The following is a 22,223-nucleotide window of genomic DNA, read 5'->3' as shown; positions in this document are numbered from 1 at the left end:
TTTGCCTGGAAGAGATGATATTATGCCCGATCGATTGACCATAATATCCCGGCCGGGCGGGTTTTTGAGATTGTCAATTATTGGCAGATATTGTTGGTGAACCCGCCCCTACAGGAATCAGGCTAATCGACCGGACATGATATGAGAGGGAATTAAATTCCTGATTCAGGAATCATTTCGCCCATCGCTACAACAATTTTTCGCGAACCGATAAATGGATTGCGACTGTGAGCTGCAAGCATATTATCTAGCATTAAGATGTCTCCTGCTTGCCAGGGAAAACTAACAGCAGCTTGCGCGTACACTGCCTGAATTTCTTCCATTACTGAGTCTTCAATAGGAGTGCCGTCACCGTAATAAACATTGCGGGGGAGGTTCTCTTCTCCAAAAACAGAGAGCAAGGAAGCGCGGGTTGCTGCATCTAAGCAGGAAATGTGGTGCAAGGGAAGTTGGTTAAAAAATACCATTTCTTTGGTTTTTGGATGCTTGGCAATTGCGGGGCGAATTTTGCGAGTTCTCAAATTATTTCCTGCTTTCCACTCAAATTCCATCCCAGCTTGTCGGCAGTATTCTTCAACCACGGATTTGTCTTCTGTTTGGAAAAAATCTTTCCAGCTTACATCCAGTCCGTCGGTGTAGTTACGGACGTACATAATTTGCTTTTGGGCAAATTTTTCTCTGAGTTTCGGATCTAGTAACTGGTAAATTTTACGGCAGTCAACAATCGGCGTTTCTCCGCCTTGTTGCGCTGGCTGAACGCAGAAAAACCAGATTTTCATCGGCCAGCGGTGCAGGTGCGAACTCTCGCTGTGAAATAAGATAGCTTTATCTGCTGGGTAAGGAGTTGAACCGTAAACTTTTCCGCTAACTCCTTCGCGTGGCAAATCCCCGTACTCCCCAAATAATTCCGAACAAATTGAGAGTGCAAAATGCTCGAATGCGGCAACCACAGGGCCGGTGAACCCTCGAAAAAGAATCCCTCCATGCTGTAGCAATTTTGCCTCTATAAATTCGCGGTTATTTTTCGCCCAGTCTGCGAGATCGACATCGGCTACTGCGGGTTTTGCCACTAAAGGAAAGAGTTCGTCGGGGTGCAGGTGCTCGGTTTTTATCAATTCGCCTTGCGGCAATGCCACTGGCTTCGGCTTGACGCTTTTGAACTTACTAAAATTGCTTTTTTCACGCTTTAATTCTTGCATGGCTTGTTTCTGCTTCTGGGCTTCTGTGAGAATTTCTAAAGTGTTCAAACGACTGTCAGGCTGCGCCACAATGCTGCCGAGGAGGGTTTCAAAGCGATTTGACATTTGAGCGATCGTCTCTCTGTCAAATAGGTCGGAATTATACTTCCAACTGCCGACAATTCCTCTCTCTGTTTCCGACACAAATAGCGCCAAATCAAATTTAGCCGTGCCGCTATCAATTGCAACCGGCATTAAAGTTAAACCCGCCATTTCTAAAGTCGGCATAGGCGCATTTTGCATGACGAATAAAACTTGAAATAGCGGTGTCTGACTCAGGGTGCGATCGGGACGCAATTCCTCTACCAGTTTGTCGAAGGGCAAATCTTGGTGAGTGTAAGCTTTTAATGTCACTTCGCGCACGCGATCGAGCAGTTGGCGAAATGTAGGATTGCCGCGCATATCGGTTCGCAAGACGAGGATATTAACAAAGAAACCAATTAAAGCTTCTGTCTCAACTTGTGTGCGGTTTGCCAGGTCAGTACCTACGACAATATCTTCTTGATTTGTGTAGCGATAAAGCAGCGTTTGAAGTGCTGCCAACAATGTCATAAATAAGGTGACATTTTGTTGCCGGCTGAGTGCGTTTAGGGCTTCTGAAAGTTGCCAATCAAGCTGGAATTCTTGAATCTCAGCTCGATCGCTAGAAACAGCAGAACGCGGTTGTTTTGCTGGCAATTGCAGTGGGGGCAAATTTTGACCCAACTGCTGCTTCCAGTCAGCGAGTTTTGCTTCCAGAACTTCGCCTTGCAGCCAATTTGTTTGCCAAACAGCATAGTCTGCGTACTGTACAGAAAGTTCGGGTAGGGGAGAAGGTTTGCCACTGCAGAAAGCTTCATAAAGCGCCGCCACTTCCCGCACGAATACCCCCATCGACCAGCCATCAGCTACGATGTGGTGTACTGTCAGTAACAGCAGGTATTCTGTCTCGTCAAGATGTAACAATGTGACGCGCAGTAACGGCCATTTTGTTAGGTCAAAAGGCTGTCGCGCTTCTTCAGCGGCAAGTCGCATTGCCTCGGCTTCTCGTTCAGCTTGCGATAACTCTCTTAAGTTTACGATCGGCAATGTGAATTTAAAAGATGAAATAATAACCTGAGCGGGTCGTCCTTCCACCGCATTAAAAGTTGTCCGCAATGCTTCGTGTCGCTTGATAATTTCCTGAAAAGTTTGCTCTAGAACCGCTACATTGAGCGCCCCCTTCAAGCGCACGGCTGCTGGGATATTATAGGCAGGATTTCCCGGCTGCAATTGGTCGAGAAACCACAGTCGTTGTTGTGCAAAAGAAAGGGGTAATTCTCCCTGCCTTGACGCCCGCTTGATGGGGGGTGCTTTCAGTTTTTGCTCGGCGCGATATTGCAAGAGGCTTTCGGTGAAAGTTGCGACGGTAGGGGATTCAAAAAGAGAGCGCAAGGGTACTTCAATTTGAAAAGCTTCTCGCAGGCGAGAAATCGCCTGAGTAGCCAGCAATGAATGACCTCCCAATTCAAAGAAGTTATCGTGAATTCCCACTCGCTCTAAACCGAGAACTTCCGCCCAAATTTCTGCTATTAATTGCTCTTCGGGAGTTCGAGGTTCGGCAAAATTGCTCTCGAATTCCGCTGTGTTTGTGTCAGGTGCTCTTAGCGATCGCCGATCGATCTTTCCGTTAGGCGTTAAAGGCATTGCTTCCAGCAGCACAAACGCTGACGGCATCATGTACTGCGGCAGTTTTTGTTTGAGGTAAGAGCGCAAATCATTAATAAGTTCTGAGTCTTGAGTTTTGAGTGCTGAGTTAGCAACGATATAAGCTACTAAACGCTTGTCGCCCGGATTGTCCTCTCGAACCAGTGCGATCGCTTCTCGCACGGCTGGGTATTGGCTGAGTACCGCTTCAATTTCGCCTAATTCAATGCGAAATCCGCGAACTTTCACCTGGTTGTCGCTGCGCCCCATAAATTCAATGTTTCCATCTGGGAGATAGCGAGCCAAGTCCCCGGTTTTATAGAGGCGTTCTGAAAGAATAAACGATGAAGAATTAAGGATGAATGAAGCATGAGTTGGGTCTTCTGCAAAGGGGTTAGGAATAAACTTCTCTGCGGTCAGTTCCGGTCGGTTTAGGTAGCCTCTAGATAAGCCTGCACCGCCGATGTGCAGTTCGCCAAAAACGCCAACGGGAACCGGCATTAAATAGCGGTCTAATATGAAAATTTGAGTGTTAGCGATCGGGCGACCGATGGAAACTGATTCATCTTTGCGATCGACCTGATAGAGAGTTGACCAGATCGTGGTTTCTGTAGGGCCGTATAAATTCCACACAGAAGCGCCGCGCAAAAGCAACTGATTGGCGAGGTGTCGGGGTAAAGCTTCTCCCCCGCACAGTATTTTTAATTGATTGTTTTCCTGCCATCCTGCTGCTAAAAGCATTTTCCAACTGGCTGGAGTAGCTTGCATAATGGTTGCGCCAGAATTTGTTAATGTTTCTAAAAGCTTTTCGCCGTTAGATGCCACTTCTCGGCTGGCTACAACAACGCGAGAACCTGTTGTAATAGGCAGGAACAGTTCCAGCGCTGCAATGTCAAAAGATAAGGATGTTACTGCTAGCCAAACATCGCCGTCTGCGATCGCAAGTTGTTGGCGCAGAGAACTCAAGAAATTAACGGCAGAGGCGTGGGAAATTTGCACTCCTTTGGGTTTACCTGTTGAGCCTGAAGTATAGATGACATACGCTAAGTTGGAGGAATTTTGTAAACCTACGACTGGCTCGTCGCAGCTCGATATGCCTTCCCAATCTGCATCCAGAAACACGAGGGAGGCGCTATTTTTGGGCAGGGCTTCTAATAGCTTTTTCTGAGTGAGTAACACTGAAATTTTCGCGTCTTCCAGCATGAATCCAAGGCGCTCTGGTGGATACGCTGGATCGAGGGGAACATAAGCGCCACCAGCCTTGAGAATGCCGAGAAGCCCTACCATCATTTCTAGGGAGCGATCGACATAAATTCCCACCAAAACTTCTGGTTTGACACCGATTTTTTGCAAGTAACTTGCGAGGTTATTTGCTTTTTGGTTCAGTTCCCGGTAAGTCAGACATTCATTTTCAAAGACGACAGCGATCGCATCCGGCGTCCGCTCTGTCTGCGCTTCAAATAGTTCATGTATGCACTTATCTTGCGGAAAATTCGATTGAGTATTGTTCCACTCGAACAGCAGTTGCTGCTGTTCAGGTTTCGTCAAGATTGGCAAATGTGAAATGCGCTGTTCGGGATTGGCAGCTATACTTTCTAGTAAGGTTAGAAAATGTCCGGCTATCCGTCGTGCAGTGCTAGCGTCAAACAAATCTTGGCTATACTCAAGCGTTCCATTAATACCCTCTAATCCTTCCTCCAGGTCAAGCGCTAAATCAAATCTTGCCGTTTTCCGTTCTATTTCCAAACTGCTCAACGTAACTCCTGGCAATTTTATCTGCGGCGTCCGAACATTTCGCAGAGAAAACAATACCTGAAATAGGGGATTATGACTTAAATCTCGTTCGTGGTGTATGATTTCTACCAGTTTCTCGAAGGGCAAATCCTGGTGGTTATAGGCGCCGAGAGCTACTTCTCGCATACGACCCAGTAACTCTTTAAAAGTCGGGTTGCTCGACAGATTGGTGCGGAAAACTAAGGTGTTAGCAAATAAGCCAATTACTTCCTCGATTTCGCGTCGGTTGCGGTTAGCAATGGGGGAGCCGACTAAAATATCTTCTTGCCCGGTGTAGCGATAGAGCAATGTTTTAAAGGCTGCCAGTAGGGTCATAAATAAAGTAGCTTTTTCCCGCTGGCTTAATTGGGCGATTTCCTCTGCGATTGCCTTGGGAATGGTGAATTTATGCACCGCACCTCGGAAGGTTTGTACTGCCGATCGCGGGCGATCGGTTGGCAAATTTAGTACCGGGAGATTGCCTCCGAGCTGTTTTTTCCAGTAAGCAAGCTGCGTCTCTAAAACTTCTCCCTGCAACCACTGGCGCTGCCAACTTGCAAAGTCTGCGTACTGTACCGACAGTTCGGGAAGGGGAGAAGGTTTGCCAGTGCAAAAGGCTTGATAAAAGGTGGCGAGTTCGTGAATAAATATTCCCATTGACCAGGCATCGGAAATGATGTGGTGCGTACTCAATAGCAGCACCCAGTTTGAATCGCTCAATTGCAGCAATTTGGCACGCAATAAGGGTGCTTGTGAGAGATCGAAAGCAAGCTTTGCTTCTGCGAAGATTAACCGTTCTACTTCGCGCGATCGTTCAGTTTCAGGAAGCGATCGCAAATCTATTTCTAAAATTTGCAATTCCAGATTGGAAGCGATCGCCTGAACGGGTTGCCCGTTTATTGTCTTAAAAGCCGTTCGCAAAACTTCATGACGCTTGACAAGTTCGTTGAGACTGCGATCGAGGGCTCTCGCGTCAAGTGTTCCCGTCAAACGCACGGCGGCGGGGATGTGATAGGTAAAGTTGCCGGGATTTAGTTGCTCAAAAAACCACAATCGCTGTTGAGCAAACGACAGAGGAAAAGTGTTAGACTCTCGACTTTGAGGCAGAATTTTTTCTAGCGAAACGCTTTCTTTTTTCTGGTTGAGTCGCTGCAACAGCAACTCGCGCTTTTGGGGAGAAAGAGTCGCGATGCGTTCGATTAAATCACTCATTTTCTAAAAAGCGAATTTCAAAGGTGGTACAAGGCGGCGGATTTATGCGTGGAATCAATCCCAAATCTCAAATCTCAAATCCTCAAGCCCCCGCATTTATCCGTGGGGTCAATCTAAAATCTAAAATCTAAAATCTAAAATCGATTGACTCCTTGTTGGGCGAGAATTTCCTGAATTTCTGCTTCTGACAGTTGATCGAGGTCTGCTAAAACTTGAGCGAGCATTTCACTGTCTGTTTGTTCGGCTTGCTTTTGCGCGATCGCTACAGCAAAATCGGCGACAGTGGCCGACTCAAATAAACGGTGCAAAGGCAACTCGACCTGAAATGCTTGGCGCACTCGGGAAATTACTTGAGTTGCTAATAAGGAATGCCCTCCTAATTCAAAAAAGTTGTCGTAAATGCCGACTTTTTCAAGTTTGAGAACTTCAGCCCAGATAGCGGCTAAAACTTCCTCGATATTTGTGCGAGGCGCGACCAAGTTTCCTGTCAACTCCGGTCGCATTTCGTCAGGTGCGGGCAGTGCTCGTCGGTCTACTTTTCCGTTAGAAGTTAAAGGAAAACTTTTGAGTATCACAAAAGCAGAAGGCACCATGTACTCCGGCAATTTTGACGTTAAGAAATTGCGAATTTCCTTGTGGGTAGGTGCTTGTTTCTGATTAGAAACAAAATAAGCCACGAGACGCTTTTCACCAGGCGCATCTTCCCGCGCCACAACTACAGCCTGCGCGATATCTGGATGTTGCCCCAGCACCGCCTCAATTTCTCCCAATTCAATGCGGAAACCGCGAATTTTTACTTGGCCGTCAATTCGCCCGATAAATTCGATGTTTCCGTCGGGCAAATAGCGAGCCAAGTCGCCGGTTTTGTACAGTCGCGTCTTTGCTTGCGTGTCAAAGGGATTGGGAATAAATTTTTCTGCGGTTAATTCAGGGCGGTTAAGATATCCGCGCGCCAAATTATCACCGCCGATGTACAGTTCACCATGTACGCCTATCGGCACTGGTTGCAAGTAAGAATCCAAGATATAAATCTGAGTGTTGGCAATCGGAAGACCGAGGGGAACTGTGTCAAAATCGCACCCAATTTTATCAAATTCGACTTGATAAGTCAGGACACCTACAGTTGTTTCTGTTGGCCCGTAGTGATTGAATACTGAGCAACTGGGAGCAAGATTGCGAAGTGTTTTAATTAAGCTCCAGTTGGCAGATTCACCTCCTAAAATAAGCCGTTTACCAGGCAAAATTGACTGGGGTTGAGAGGAATTTAAAAGGGCGGCTAGGTGAGAGGGAACTATTTTGAGGCAGTCGATGGAATTGCGGCAGAAATATTCACTCAGTGCCTCTGAATCGGTGGCGCGTTCTTGGGAGATAATATGCAGGCAACCGCCGAAACAAAGGGCGGGGAAAATCGCTGTGTTTCCTAAGTCGGCGGCGAAGGTGGAAACGGTAGCAAAACTGGCATCGGCTGGTAGGTTTAATTTTTCTTGAATGCTGTGCAGGTAATTGAGCAGTTGCCGGTGTTCGATCGCGACTCCCTTGGGAATGCCAGTGGAACCGGAAGTATAGATGACGTAAGCTAAATTGTCAGAAGAGGCGCGAGCGGTGTAAGATGCAGAAACAGTGGGAATGTCTGTATCGATGCAAACAATATTTGCCTGAGTTTTCGGCAAGCTTTCGATGAGCCGCTGTTGTACGAGCAAAACCTTTACCTGAGCGTCTTCTAGCATTAGCGCTTTGCGCTCTATTGGGGTCGTTGGATCGATCGGTAAATAGGCACCACCAGCTTTGAGTACGCCCAGCATTCCTACGATTGTTTCTAAAGAGCGATCGAGGCAAATGCCAACAACGACCTCTGGTTCAACTCCCAAGTTTTGCAGGTGATGGGCGAGTTGATTGGCGCGATCGTTGAGTGCTCGGTAGGTGATTTTTTCACTTTCAAAGACGACGGCAATTTTGTCTGGGTGGCGTTCTGCTTGTTCTTCAAAAAGCTGATGAACGCATTTATTTTTCGGGTAATCTTTTTGAGTTTGGTTAAAGTCAATGAGAAGTTTCAGCCGATCGCGATCACTGAGTATGTCTAGCTGACTGATAGCGACTTCTGGATTTTTGACTGTGCTTTCTAAAAGCGCCTGAAAGTGTTCTGACAAGCGCTTTATATCTGCCGCAGCAAATAAAGCGGAATCATAGTGAAATTCAGCGCTTAGGGAATTGCACAGGCGAAGGCAGGAGAGCTTGATTTTGAATGGCTCTAGGCAGGCATCTTGCCGAACAAGGGAAAATGAAACGTCTGAATTACCATAGTTCTTAGGCTCACCTTGGAACTCAAAGCAGACGGGCCAAAAGCTGCTGGTTTTTTCGTTTTCTAAGATTTCTTCCCTGCTAAAATATTCTTGCCAGTTGTACATCTCGTTGAGATTAAGCTCAACTTGCTGCCTCACTTGTGAGAAATTTAACTCGTCTTGCACTGGGCATCCTAGGGGTAAGTATTTGCACAGCAGCCCCAGAGAGTGTTCTAATTCTTCATATTTTCTGCCGTCAATCGCTACGCCGATTATCGGGTTTTGCTGTCTGGTAAGCCGCCAAATGAGAATTTGCCAGCAAGTTAGCAGGAAGGCAGAAATATCGCTTTTGTGCTTTGGGGCGATCACTTCCAGGCTGTTTAACAAATCACCCCGAATTTCCACCCTTTCTACTAGCGGCTTAAATTCCGCTTCTGAATTCTTCTTTTCCCAAGGAAGCGTTAATAAATCCCAAGATTCAATGTTCAGCTTTCGCCAGTATTCTTGGCCGATTGCCGTTTCTTCTGATTCGAGTAACTCATTTTGCCACTCAGCAATATCGGCATATTGCATTGACTCATCAGAGAAATCTTCCCCGCACGCGCAGGCTGAGTAGGAAAGACTGAGTTCGCGGGTGAAATTTTTCAGGGTGGCACTATCTGCAATTAAGGCAGAGAAGTTCACCAGCAATAGCTGCTTGTTTTGCGCCAGAGTGACTAAAGAGAGATGCCAAAGTGGGCCGCGCTCAAAATCAAAAGGAAGCAGGTTTAGTTGCTGAAAAAGCGCTGCGATTTTAGCTTCTTGTTCTTCGGGAGACAAAGCGCTGAGATTGTGTTCCGAGATAGGAACTTCACCAGTGCTGGCGATCGCTTGCAGGGGTAGTGTCATCCCTGGCAAGCAGTGAAAGCTGGTACGCAAGATTTCGTGCCGATTCACGACATTTTGGAGCGCACTTTTAAGCATCTCTTTGTCGAGATTTCCGGTAATTAAAATTGCACCTCGAACGCGATAAGTCTGTTGGCTTTTATTTGGCTGTAACCCCCACAGATGCCGTTGCTGTGGAGAAATTCTAAACCCTTCGATTGTTTCCTTTTGCATATCTACAGTTCCTTTCATAAGCCTAAATGTCTTGACAGCTAGGGCGTATTTTCTTTCCCCTGAATTGCCTTAAATTGTAGGTTGGGTTGAGGAACGAAACCCAACATTTTTTGTAGATTTGTTGGGTGGCGCTACGCTTAACCCAACCTACAGAAGAGTTTGAAAACACGCCCTAAACGGTTCTGCCATACCGACAACAACCCGACGCGAACCAGAGAATGGCGTGCGTCCGTGCGCGGCTAGCATATTATCTAACAGCAAGACATCTCCTTCTTCCCAAGGGAAAACAATCGTTTCTTGCTGATAGCAGCGACGAATTTCGTCTAAGATAAAATCTTCAATGGGCGAGCCATCGCCGTAATAAGCATTGCGGGGTAAATCTTCCTCTTTAAAAGAAGTTAAAAGCTCTTTGCGAACGGCGGGTTCGAGATTGGAAATGTGGAAGAGGTGAGCTTGATTAAACCACACCATTTCCTGCGTGTGTGGGTGCCCAGCGACAGCTTGACATATTTGCCGAGTTCTCAAGCGATCGCCCCTTTTCCATTCTAACTCTATTCCCGCTTTTTGGCAATACTCTTCTACCTCAATTTTGCTATCAGTATTGAAGACATTTTGCCAGGGCAAATCTACGCCACCGCCGTAATTTCGCACATACATAACCTTTTTTTGGGCAAACTTTTCTCTAATCTTTGAATCCAGGCTTTCAAACACTTTGCGGCTGTTAGCGATCGGAGTTTCTCCTCCCTGTTCGGCTTTCTTGACGCAGAAAAAAGCGATTTTCAGCGGCCAATTTCGAGAATAAGCCATTTCATTGTGCAGTGGGATGAATTGCTCGGCAGGATACTCGGTGGAAGTGTAGATATTTCCGCTCACCTGACTGCGCGGAGTTGAGCGAAAAGAATATTCCAACAAGTCGCCAGCAAGAGTTTGAATAAACTGCTCGAAACCATTCACCCCGCCGACTTCAAAGCCTCGAAAAAGTATTCCTCCATGCTTCCATAACTGCGTTTCAATTGATGAGCGATTGTTCTGTGCCCAACCTGCGAGGTTTAATTTTTCTACTGTTGGCCCAACAACTAGAGGTAGAAGGTTTTCGGGCTGGAGGTAGGCGGTTTTGACTAATTCCTCTGAGGATAGGCTGACGGCTTTTCGCCTAACCAATCCTAACTTTTGGGAATTGAGATTCTTTGTTTCTGTATTTGTCATAGTTTTGGGTTTGGTGAAAAATTTATCCCTTTTTCCCGAAAAAACCTGAGAGATTGATATCAAATCCGTTAGCATCGGAACTATTCATCTCTCTGTTCTCTTCCTCTGCGTTCTCTGCGTTCTCTGCGGTTTAATCATTCCAATGCAACCGGAATTGATATGAGCCATCATTTTTAACTTTTCATAACTTTGCGTTTAGCCATTTTTAATTTTTGAATTCCCGAAAGATGAATTTGTTTTTGCTGCTCGATTTGGTGCTGCCTTTCTGCTTCGGCAAGAATTTCTGCCAACTCGTCGATCCTGATATCTGGCTGGATGACTACCTGGTTGAGGAGGATTTGAAAACCTCTTACGATTCGGGCAATAGTCGCAGCCTCAAATAAGTCTGTTTTGTAGTCAAATAAGCCTTGAATTCCTACTGAACTCTCCCAGAGAGTGAGGCTTAAGTCGTGTCTCGACATACCGACATCGAATTCCAGAATGCTCAAGGTCAAACCAGCTAACTCCAGGGGTGGCATGGGCGCATTCTGGAGTACAAACCACACTTGAAACAGCGGGTTATAGCTGAGATTTCGCTCCGGCTGCAATTCCTCCACAAGCTTTTCAAAAGGAACATCGGGGTGAGCGTAAGCTGCTAACGCTACCTCGCGTGTTCGATTGAGTAGTTCGCGGAAAGTTGGATTACCTGCGGTGTCAACTCGCAGCACTAAAGTATTGACAAAAAATCCAATCAGTTCCTCTAATTCAAGGCGGTTGCGATTGGCAATGGGAGAGCCAATCGCGAGGTTATCCTGCTTTGTTTGGCTGGATAGCAAGGATTGAAATGCTGCCAACAACGTCATAAATAGGGTGACATCTTGTTGCTGGGCGAGCGTTTTCAGCCTTTCAGTTAAAGAAGCAGAAATCACAAAAGATTGCTGCGATCCTCGGAAAGTTTGCACGGGAGAGCGCTGCCTATCTGTTGACAGCACAGCTAAACCGCCTCCCAATTGCTGTTTCCAATAAGCGAGCTGTTTTTCTAATTTCTCTCCCTGGAAATGCTGCCGCTGCCAACTGGCGAAGTCGGCATACTGTACGGCAAGTTCAGGCAGCCCAGATGGTTTGTCATTGGAAAAAGCTTCATAAAGTGCGGCCACTTCTCGCACCAATACCCCCATAGACCAACCATCAGAAATAATGTGGTGTATCGTCAGCAGCAACACATATTCTGCCGAACTAAGTTGCAGCAAAGTGCCTCGCAGTAAGGGCGATCGCGTTAAGTCAAAGGGGCGTTGGGCTTCTTCAAGAGTACGCTGCTCAATTTCAGCTTGCTGCTCAGTTTCTGGTAAATGTCGCAAGTTTACCACCGACAAAGCGAAATCCAAGGAAGGAGAAATCAGTTGAACAGGTTCCCCGTCCACTTCTGCAAAAGCAGTTCGTAAAACTTCGTGACGCCTGACAATTTCATTGAGTGTTTGTTGCAGTGCCGACAAATTCAATTGCCCTTGCAACCGCACAGCAGCCGGAAGGTTGTAGGCAGGGTTTTCGGGAGACAATCGATCGAGAAACCACAGCCGTTGCTGGGCAAAAGAAAGGGGAGCAGAATTTGGCTGCGATCGCCTGGGAATGCGCTGAGATTGCTCAGCCTGTACGGCCTCTTTGCCCAAGGCTTTGAGGAGGAGCGCTCGCTTCTGGGGCGAGAGGTTTTTTAGTCGTTCTGAACGATTAGTAGACATGATGATTCACTTCCTCGCAGTAATCGCTGTTTGTGATAGTTAAGGAAAGCTTTGCTGCTATTTTTAGCTGGTCGTTTAAAACAAAATCGATATCTGCTTCAGTGGTGAGGGGGTTGGCAAGGACGACTCGAAAAGCAACAATGGGAATGGTTTTGCCATAACAGGTGTTTTGCACGGTTGTTCGCGATACGAAGGTGTGACCGGCTCGCCGCTGGGCCTCCTGAAGGCGCTCGTTAAATTGATTAATGAAGTGGTTGTCTGTTTCGGTTAGTTGTTTTTTGGCTGCTTTTTCCCTGAATGTTTCTGGAATGTAGCGGTATAAAAGAATATTAATTTCTGGTTCTAGCAGCAATTCAAATGCTGGATTTTCCCGAATTAAATTGGCCAAGTGCTGGGTTTTATGGATGCCTGCATCTATCAAAAACTCATAGCCTTGATGGCCGATGATATTCAAGGCGGCTTGCAAGAACAAACTCGCACCCGATCGAGAGCCTTCGAGAGAGCGCTTGCCTAGATCGCTCGACTCTTTTCGCACCGTGTAGGGCGCGTTTTTTTCAATAACTTTGGCGGTTTGGGGATTGCGGAATAAAACCATACCGATTCCCATTGGCAAATACATTTGTTTGTGTCCATCTATGGTGACGGAATCTGCTAGTTGAATGCCTGCTAATTTGTGCCGGTGACGTTGGGAAAAAAGCACGGGGCCGCCCCAAGCGGCATCGACGTGAAAGTGAGCGTTTGCGGATTGGGCGATCGCGGCTATTTCTGGCAGCGGATCGATACTTCCCGAATCGGTGCTGCCGGCGATACCGACAATTGCCAGAATGTGCAGGTTGCGATCGCGACATTCGGCTACAGTTTGGCGCAGCGCTGCCAAATCCATGCGGTGATTGGAATCGGTGGGGATTTTTAGGAGATTGCGATCGCCAATGCCTAATAAACCGGCAGCCTTTTCAAAAGAATAGTGCATCAAACTCGATCCGATTATCACCATTCCCTTGTAGCCGTAAAATTCTAAAGCTGCGTACAAGCCTTCTTTTTCAATGCCACCAAAGTCATTTTTTGGCCCTAAAGAAGCGTTGCGAGCGCACCACAGGGCGGTGATATTAGCTAGGGTGCCGCCCGTTACCATGATACCCAGCGTGCTCTCATTTTTTTGAATGTGCTGGTTATAAAAATCCTCAGAAAAATCGTAAATTAATCGGTGCATCATTGCCAAAGTCTGGCGCTCGCAGGGGCTTAAAACTTTGGCAGTTTCCATCTTGACTAAATTTTGATTCATCGCGGTTACAAGCTTCGCGATCGGGCGCACAAAATAGGGAAGTGCACTCGTCATGTGACCGATATATCGGGGGGAAGATGTGTGAATGGAATGGGCAACGAGGGTTTGGGTCAAATCATCGATATAATTCCCAACATCTGTAGGAAGGGCGGGAATTTTATTTTCCATAAACTGCTGAATAATTAACTCTAAGTCAATATCTGTACTAGCGGTTTTTGCGTACAAAAAGTCTTGAACTAGGGCAGAAATTCGCTCCTCCATTGCTTCTTCTGCCAAAAATGACTTTTCTGAGGCACTGAATAGCTCCATTAACTTTTCTTCAAGTGGGATAACAGAGGCTTTTAATTGCTCCATTACATCTTGAGAATTTTTGGTTTTTACTGTTAGTTTACTCATGCCAAATCAATCCTGTTATATCAAATTTGTTAGCATCGTAATTATCCATCTCTCTCTTCCCTTTCTCTGTATCCTCTGTGTCCTCTGCGGTTTAATCATTCCGATACAACCGGAATGGATATTAAATGGGATTTTTAAATCTCCAATTCCCCACCGAACCCTTAAGGAGCAAAGGGCTTTTTGTGTTTTTTTAGCCACCCGATGTTTACTCAGCCACCATCACAGTTTGTGCTTCCTCTCCATCCACTTTTTCTAAGAGATCGAGCAATTCATCTATCTGGTTAGAATCGGCGTTTAGCAGAATTTCTTCCTCGACCAGTTCAGCTAAATTCTGAATGGTGGGCTCGGCAAAAAAATCGCACAGCGCTAGCTCTACCCCAAAGCACGATCGCACTCGCGATATTAACTGTGTTGCCATCAGAGAGTGACCGCCGAGGTCAAAAAAGTTTTGGTTAATTCCTACTTTTTCTATCCCTAAAATAGCAGTCCAAATCTCAGCAATTTCTTTCTCTGTGGGCGTTGGTGGCTCAGTGAATGCTGTTTCATCAGAAACGTAATCGCACCTTTGAGATAAGGCGAGACGGTCAATTTTTCCGTTGGGCGTTAATGGCAACGCATCTAATAGCATAAAAGCTGAAGGCACCATGTAATCGGGCAGTTTTTGCTTCAAGAATGAACGCAGTTCGGAAATAAGTTCTGGGTGCTGATTTCTGAACCCTGAGTTAGGAACTAGGTAAGCGACTAGGCGTTGACTGCCCGGTGCATTTTCCTGAAGCAAAACAGCAGCGGTGGACACAGAATAATGTTGAGAAAGTGCTGCCTCTATTTCTCCGAGTTCGATGCGGAAACCGCGAATTTTTACTTGGGAATCGCCCCGACCCAGAAATTCTATATTACCATCCGGCAGGTAACAACCGATATCGCCTGTTTTGAACAAAAGTTTTTGATGATAATTACCGACAAAATCTAATTTTTCTTGCCCAAACAGGTTAGAAATGAATTTTTCCGAGGTTAAGTCGGGGCGGTTTAAGTAGCCCTTTGCCAATCCATCGCCCCCGACGTAAATCTCGCCGGGAATTCCTATGGGAACGGGTTGCAAATTGCGATCGAGCAGATAAATTTGCGTGTTGGCGATCGGGCGACCAATTGGCACTTTTTCGACACAGTGAGTTGCATCGTACCACGTCACGTCCGCAGCTACTTCAGAAGAGCCATAAAGATTGATTAATACCCGCTGGGGCATCTGCTCTCGAAATTGCTGGCAAAGTTCGATCGGCAGAGTTTCTCCGCTGCAAATCCAATACTTTAATTGAGGCAAACGCCTGTCTAAATCAGGGAAAGCATCTAAGATAGCGCGCAACAAAGAAGGAACCAGCACCAGTCGCGTTACATTTTGCTTTGATAAGGTTTGAAGGAATTGGTTAATATCTTTGACGGATCGATCGCGAATAATGACAGTGGGCAACCCATGCAGCAAAGGAGCAAAGATTTCCCAAACCGAATCGACAAAATTTAAGGACGTTTTTTGACAGCAAATATCTGATTCGATAAAAGGGTAGGGGTTCCAAAAACAGCGATTGACTGTGCCTCGGTGGGTGCCGAGTACGCCTTTGGGAGTGCCTGTCGAGCCGGAAGTGTAGAGGACGTAAGCGAGGTTATCAGCTTCCACTTTAACAGCGGGGTTGCGATCGCTCTCGCGGGAAATTTCCTGCCATTCGGCGTCGATACAGACGACTTTAGCGTTGTGTTCGGGGAGGGTTTCTAGGAGGTTTTTTTGAGTCAAAAGCACGGGAACTTTTGCGTCTGCCAGCATGAACGATCGGCGTTCTTGGGGATAAGCAGGGTCGATAGGAACGTAAGCGGCACCGACTTTTAAAATGCCCAAAATGGCCACCAGCCCGGACAGCGATCGCTCTAAGCAAATTCCCACCAAAACTTCGGGTTTTACGCCTAGAGATTGCAGGTAATGCGCGATTTGATTGGCTTTGGCATTCAATTCGCGGTAAGTCAATTGTTCATTTTCGCAAATTGCAGCCACTGCATCTGGGGTTCGCTCTGTTTGCGCTGCAAATAATTCGTGAATTGAGGAATTTTTGGGATAATCCGCTTGGGTGTCGTTCCACTGGACAAGTAATTGCTGGCGTTCGGCGGCGCTCAATAGGGGCAATTCTGACAGTTTCCGCTCAGGATTGGCAGTCATTTCCTCTAGTAAAGTTTGCAGGTGTCCCAGCATTCGCGCTATCGCACTGTCCTCAAAGCAGCTACGATCGAAAATAATTTTCAGCGTCAATTCCGCACCGGGCATCGCCATCACCGTTAGAGGATAATTCGTTGTTTCCAAGGAGCGAATATTCTCTACTTTTAAGTTGTGAATCTTCTCCTGCAAAGAAGCATCCGAAGGATAATTTTCAAAGACAACGAGACTCTCAAATAGAGGCAAACTCCGAGGAACTTCGCTCCACCCCTGCACCTCAACGAGGGGGCTGTACTCATACTGCCGCGCCTCAACTTGTTGCGCTTGGAGTTGTTTCAAGCAGGATAAAATAGAATCCTGTGGGTCAATTTTTACGCGCACTGGCAGAGGATTTACGAACAGCCCCACTACCGATTCAGCACCCATTAACTCTGGCGGTCGCCCGGATACAACCGTACCAAAAACCACATCTTCCTCGCCGCTGTATCGGCTCAAAAGTAGCGCCCAAGCTGCCTGTACGAGGGTATTTAATGTTAGCTGATGCTGCCGCGCGGCAGATTGCAGTGCGGCGGTGGCTGTTGCAGAAAATATCACCTGCTGTTCGCCACTACTTTCTAAACGGTTTCCCGCGACAATATTGCTCCGGGCGATCGCAGTTGGAGCTGTAAAACCTTTGAGAGTTTGCCGCCAAAATGACTCAGCCGCAGATAAATCTTGCTGGTGCAGCCACGCGATGTAATCCCGATAAGGACGAGGGCGTTTGAGGTGCAATTCCTCGCCCTGGGAGAAGGCTTGATAAAATGCAAAAACTTCCTCAAGAACAATAGAAAGCGACCACCCATCTAAAACTAAGTGGTGGTGGCTCAAAATAAACTGAAAAGTATCTGTTTCTAACTGCGCCAGTGCAATGCGAATTAAGGGAGATGATGTCAAGTCAAAGCCCTGCTCTCGATCGGCTTTGAGGAACGTTTCTAGCTGCTGTTGTTGTGCGGAGGCCGAGAGCGATCGCCAGTCCATCTGCTGCCAAGATAATCCAGCCTCCTTACGCACCGCTTGCACGGGTTCTTTCAACTTTTCCCACACGAAACAAGTCCGCAAAATGGGATGTCGCTCTACAACTTTTTGCCAACTATTTCTCAACGCATAAACATTGAGATCGCCGCGCAAGACGCACAGCAGTTGCCCGAAATATACGCCCGATTCTGGCTGGTAAAGGGAATGAAAGAGAATGCCCTGCTGCGCTGGGGAGAGGGGATAAAAATCTTCGATATTGCCTTTGCTCATCTTACAGCTCTCCCAAAATTGCAGTAATGTTGTCTAAATCGTCCTGGCCCCACTGACTCCACTTAAACTCTGCAAAGTCAGAAGGAGTGCAGCCGCCGGCGTCGGGGGACTGACAGTATTGAATTAGCGATCGCAGCGATTCTATAAAGCCCGTTGCCAAATTTTCAATGCTTTCTCGTCGGTGAATGCTTTCGCTGTACGTCCAATCTAATTGCAGCTTGCCGCTGGCAATAAATCCGTTAATTTCTAGGAGGTAACGCCGATTTCCGCGCGGGCTGCGAAGGGGGCCACTAGGCTCGGAGGACAGCATGAATAAAGAAGATTTCGGCAGCACTTGGTCAAACTGTCCGAGATAATTAAAGCTTACCTCAGATTGCGGCAATTTGTGCAATTTCTCAGCAATTTCTCGGTTTAAATATCGTAGGACGCCGCAGCCAATACCGCGATTGGGTACTGCGCGTAATTGCTCTTTCACTGATTTAATCGCAGCCCCTAGAGCGGAATGTTTTTCTAAATTTAACAAAACGGGGAAAACTGCTGTAAACCAGCCGATTGTGCGCGACAAATCTACTGCTTCAAATATATCTTCGCGCCCGTGACCTTCTAAGTCAAGTAAAAGTGAGTTATTGCCAGTCCAGCGTTCAAATGCTTGACCTAAAGCAGTTAGCAATACATCATTAATTTGAGTGCGGTAAGCGGCAGGTACTTCTTGCAGGAGCAGTTTTGTTTCTTCAACACTCAAAGCAACGGATACTGTCTTTTCAGATGCAACTAAATTGGCTGCGTTTGGGAAATCCACCGGCAAGCGAGAAGTTGGTTGGTGAGAAAGCGCGAACCAGTAATCCAACTCTCCATGCAATTCGGGCGATCGCGCCCAGTCATGCAAGCGTTCTGCCCACTGCTTAAATGAGGTTGTTTTGGGCGGTAGCGCGACTGTTTCGCCGCGGCTAATCTGCCCATAAGCTGTCTGGAAATCCTCAATTAAAATTCGCCACGAAACCCCATCAACCGCTAAGTGATGAATGGCCAATAACAAGCGATTTGGCTGATGTTTGCCCAAGTCAAATAGGGCAGCGCGAAGTAATGGCCCCTCTGACAAATTCAAACTAACTTGCAACTGAGTGGCGGCGGTTTGGAAAGCGGCTTCTCGCTCCTCTGGAGGTAGGGACGACAAATCAATGCAGGTAAAGGTCGCAACCTCGTCGGGATTGGCGAGCTCCTGCTGCCAGCCAGATTCTCCTCGCGCAAAACGCAGGCGCAGCGCGTCGTGGTGCTTCAGCAATTCTTGCAAAACTGACTCAATTAATGCAGGTTCGAGAGGTTGCCGCAACTCTAAAAGCACCGCCTGATTCCAGTGGTGCGGATCGGAGAGATTTTGCTCGAAAAACCAGTGCTGAATCGGTGTCAGAGGAACTTCGCCAGTGATTAATCCCTGTTCCGATTGTTGGGTTTCAGTTGTATCGGCGACGGCTGCTAACTGTGCAATGGTTTGGTGTTGAAACAGTTGTTTTGGTGTAAGTCGCAACCCGGCTTGATTGGCTTTAGAAATGACTTGAATGCTGAGGATAGAATCGCCGCCCAATTCAAAGAAATTGTCGTCAATTCCCACTTGTTCTAACCCCAATACTTGCGCCCAAATTTCTGCCAGGATTTTCTCAATAGCCGTGCTTGGCGCGGCGAATGCCTCTTCGAGTTCTGGGCGATCGCGATCCGGTGCGGGAAGCGCCTTGCGATCGACTTTGCCGTTGGGAGTTAGAGGCAGCGATTCCAGCGTCATGAAAGCAGCAGGCACCATGTATTCCGGCAGCTTTTCTTGCAGGTAGGCACGCAGGTTGCTGATACTTGGGAGTTTGTCTTGGTTAAGCACTAAATAAGCGACTAAGCGCTTGTTGCCCGAAGTGTCATCGCGCGCGATCGCCACAGCATCCCGCACGGCGGAGTGCTGTCTCAGGGTTTCCTCAATTTCTCCCAATTCGATGCGATAGCCCCGGATTTTCACTTGGCTATCAATTCGCCCCAGGTATTCGATATTGCCATCTGGCAAATAACGCGCCCTGTCGCCAGTTTTGTATAGGCGTGCCCCTGGTTCATCGCTATAGGGGTTTTGTATGAATTTTTCTGCTGTCAACTCTGAACGGTTGAGGTAGCCTCGGGCTACGCCAGCGCCACCTATGTGCAGTTCGCCCCCAACGCCAATGGGAACTGGTTGGAGATACCGATCGAGTATGTAAAGCTGAGTATTAGCAATCGGACGACCAATGGGAATTGAACCTGATAACGAGGTCTGAGCCGAAACTTCATAGACGCAGCATCCAACGACGGTTTCTGTCGGTCCGTATTCGTTGATCAATTTTGTGTGAGGCGCCCTCGCCTGCCAGAATGAAACGATCTTTGGCGAGAGAGCTTCCCCACCGACAATAAAGGCTTTCGTCCCAGTGGGAACCTGCTTTTGAGGCAACAAATGGCCGAGTATCTCTAATTGAGCCGGTGCGATTTTGACGAGGCTGAAATTATTCTGGGAATGCAAGGCATCACTCAGAGATTCTAGTTCCTGATTTTCTGGCAGCAGCACGACCTTTCGCCCTACTAATAAGGGAGAAAATAAACTGGTAATGGTGGCGTCAAAACTAATTGAAGAGTTAACCGGAGCGCCGTCGGCATCGGCTACTGCATAAGCCTTCGTACACCAGCTTAGATAATTGACCACCCCTTGGTGGAGAATCATTGTCCCCTTGGGTTTTCCGGTAGAGCCGGAGGTGTAAATGATATAGGCTAAATTACCAGCTTGCACGCCACTGACAGGCTCGTCCTGGGCCTCCTGAGAAATTAGATCCCAGTCTGCATCTAGACAAATAACCTGCGCCTGATGTTTAGGCAGACTGGCGAGTATTTTCTGTTGAGTTAACAGCACTGAAACTTGAGAATCTGCCAGCATATAAGCCAAACGCTCTTGCGGGTAATCCGGAGCCAGAGGTATATAGGCTCCCCCGGCTTTAAGAATTCCCAAAATTCCCACAACCATTTCCAGCGATCGCTCCGTACAAATCCCCACCAAAACTTCTGGCTTGACGCCGAGTTTTTGCAGGTAATGCGCGAGTTGGTTGGCTCGTTCATTCAGATCGCGGTAGGTGAGTTTTTGGTCTTCAAATACGACGGCAATTGCATCGGGAGTTCGATATGCCTGCGCTTCAAATAATTGATGAATGCAGCGATCGCTCGAATAATCGGCGCGGGTGTCATTCCACTCTACTAATAACTGATGCCGCTCTTTTTCCCCCAGCAACGGCAACTCTTCAATCCGCCGCTCTGGGTTGGCAGGTATGCCCTCCAGCAACGTGAGAAAATGCCCCGCCATCCGCCTAATAGTTACGGCATCAAATAAATCGGTACTGTATTCAAACTGACCGCTAATTTCTTCCTGCTTTTCTTCTAAATACAACGTTAAGTCAACTTTTGCTGTCTGATTCTCAACATCTAAAAGAGTGAGATTGAGTCCGGCGATTGATTCAGCAGCAACAGGTGCAGTTTGCAAAACAAAAGCAACTTGGAACAGTGGATTGTAGCTCAAATTTCGCTCTGGTTGCAACTCTTCAACCAGTTTCTCAAACGGCAAATCCTGGTGAGCATAAGCTTCTAAACTCACCTCCCGAATGCGATCGAGCAACTGCCGAAAAGTGGAAGCGCCTGACAAATCAGTTCGCAATACCAAAGTATTGACAAAAAACCCGATTAGCCCTTGAATTTCCGCTCGGTTGCGGTTGGCGATGGGAGAGCCAACGGGGATATCTGCCTGTCCTGTATAGCGATAGAGCAACGTTTTAAAGGCTGCTAGCAGCGTCATAAACAGGGTGGCATTTTCCTGGCGGCTGAGCTTTTTGAGGGCTGACCTTAGCGTTTTCGGGATGAGGAATGATTCTTTCGCGCCCCGATAGGTTTGCACCGGGGGGCGGGGGCGATCGGCTGGCAATTCCAGCAAGGGGGGAAGGCCGCTGAGTTGCTTTTTCCAGTAGTTAAGTTGAGTTTGCAGGCGATCGCCCGCAAGCCATTCCCGCTGCCAAATAGCAAAATCGGCGTACTGTATGGAAAGTTCGGGAAGTGGGGATGGTTTGCCAATCAAAAACGCTTCGTAAAGTGCTGCTAATTCTTGCAGAAAGACTCCGATTGACCAGCCATCAAAAATAATGTGGTGTAGCGTCAGCAGCAAGACATATTCCTCAGCATCTAACTGTAGCAAACTAGCTCGCAACAGCGGCCCTTTGGTTAAATCAAAAGGTTTGCTAGCTTCTTCTGCAGCCAGTTGTTTTACTTTTTCTTCTCGCTCAGTTTCCGCCAATTGTTGCAGGTCTAAAACTTGCAGCCCGAAATTAAATTTCTGACCAACCACCTGCACGGGTTGACCGTCTACAGTGGCAAATGTCGTCCGCAAAGCTTCGTGACGGCGCACAATTTCCTTGAAACTTAGCTCTAGCACTACTACATTTAGCCTGCCTTTTAGTAACACAGCCGCCGGAAGGTTGTAAAAAGGGTTTCCCGGTTCAAATTGGTCGATAAACCACAGTCTTTGCTGGGCAAAAGAGGTGGGAAATGCAAATACTTCTTCTTCCGCAGTATTTGCAGAGTCGCGAGTATCTGTTAGAGGTTTTTCGGAAAAATGCACCGTCATGGGATTTTAGATTTGAGATTTTAGATTTTAGATTTTGGATTGACCCCACGGATCGAGTCTCTTTCTTGAGGATTTTAGATTTGAGATTTTGGATTGATTCCACGGATAAATCAGGGGGCTTGTACCATCAAGAAATTCTCGGTCATGGGATTTTAGATTTGAGATTTTAGATTTTAGATTTTGGATTGACCCCACGGATCGAGTCTCTTTCTTGAGGA

General features: G+C 47.2%; 7 protein-coding genes. All 7 read right to left on the bottom strand.

The window, feature by feature from the left end:
- Positions 1-152: 152 nt before the first annotated feature.
- Positions 153-5,888: an amino acid adenylation domain-containing protein gene (locus QUB20_RS12295; RefSeq protein WP_333246353.1), complete on the bottom strand. Its 5,736-nt coding sequence runs from the start codon at positions 5,886-5,888 to the stop codon at positions 153-155.
- A gap of 134 nt (positions 5,889-6,022) precedes the next feature.
- Positions 6,023-9,265 (bottom strand): amino acid adenylation domain-containing protein, encoded by a 3,243-nt coding sequence (locus tag QUB20_RS12290; protein WP_333246355.1) that lies wholly within the window; start codon positions 9,263-9,265, stop codon positions 6,023-6,025.
- Between the two features lie 147 nt (positions 9,266-9,412).
- On the bottom strand, positions 9,413-10,471 hold the full coding sequence (locus QUB20_RS12285) for a TauD/TfdA family dioxygenase (protein WP_333246356.1): 1,059 nt from the start codon (positions 10,469-10,471) through the stop codon (positions 9,413-9,415).
- A 173-nt stretch (positions 10,472-10,644) separates the two neighbouring features.
- Positions 10,645-12,186 carry a condensation domain-containing protein gene (locus QUB20_RS12280; RefSeq protein ID WP_333246358.1) on the bottom strand — a complete coding sequence of 514 codons (1,542 nt, stop codon included), beginning with the start codon at positions 12,184-12,186 and terminating at the stop codon, positions 10,645-10,647.
- Complete coding sequence (gene panP, locus QUB20_RS12275; RefSeq protein ID WP_333246360.1) at positions 12,176-13,864, bottom strand: pyridoxal-dependent aspartate 1-decarboxylase PanP; 1,689 nt, start codon at positions 13,862-13,864, stop codon at positions 12,176-12,178. The genes QUB20_RS12280 and panP overlap by 11 nt, the downstream gene beginning before the upstream one ends.
- Before the next feature lie 205 nt (positions 13,865-14,069).
- Positions 14,070-17,342 (bottom strand): amino acid adenylation domain-containing protein, encoded by a 3,273-nt coding sequence (locus tag QUB20_RS12270; RefSeq protein ID WP_333246362.1) that lies wholly within the window; start codon positions 17,340-17,342, stop codon positions 14,070-14,072.
- Between the two features lies 1 nt (position 17,343).
- Entirely contained in the window at positions 17,344-22,005 is a 4,662-nt protein-coding gene (locus tag QUB20_RS12265; RefSeq protein WP_333246363.1) for an amino acid adenylation domain-containing protein, read from the bottom strand.
- Positions 22,006-22,223: the final 218 nt, after the last annotated feature.

Source organism: Microcoleus sp. B4-C2, from assembly GCF_036705265.1.
Lineage (GTDB): Bacteria > Cyanobacteriota > Cyanobacteriia > Cyanobacteriales > Microcoleaceae > Microcoleus.
Note: the sequence above shows the minus strand (reverse complement) of the source record. Positions and strands in the feature narration are given on the sequence as shown.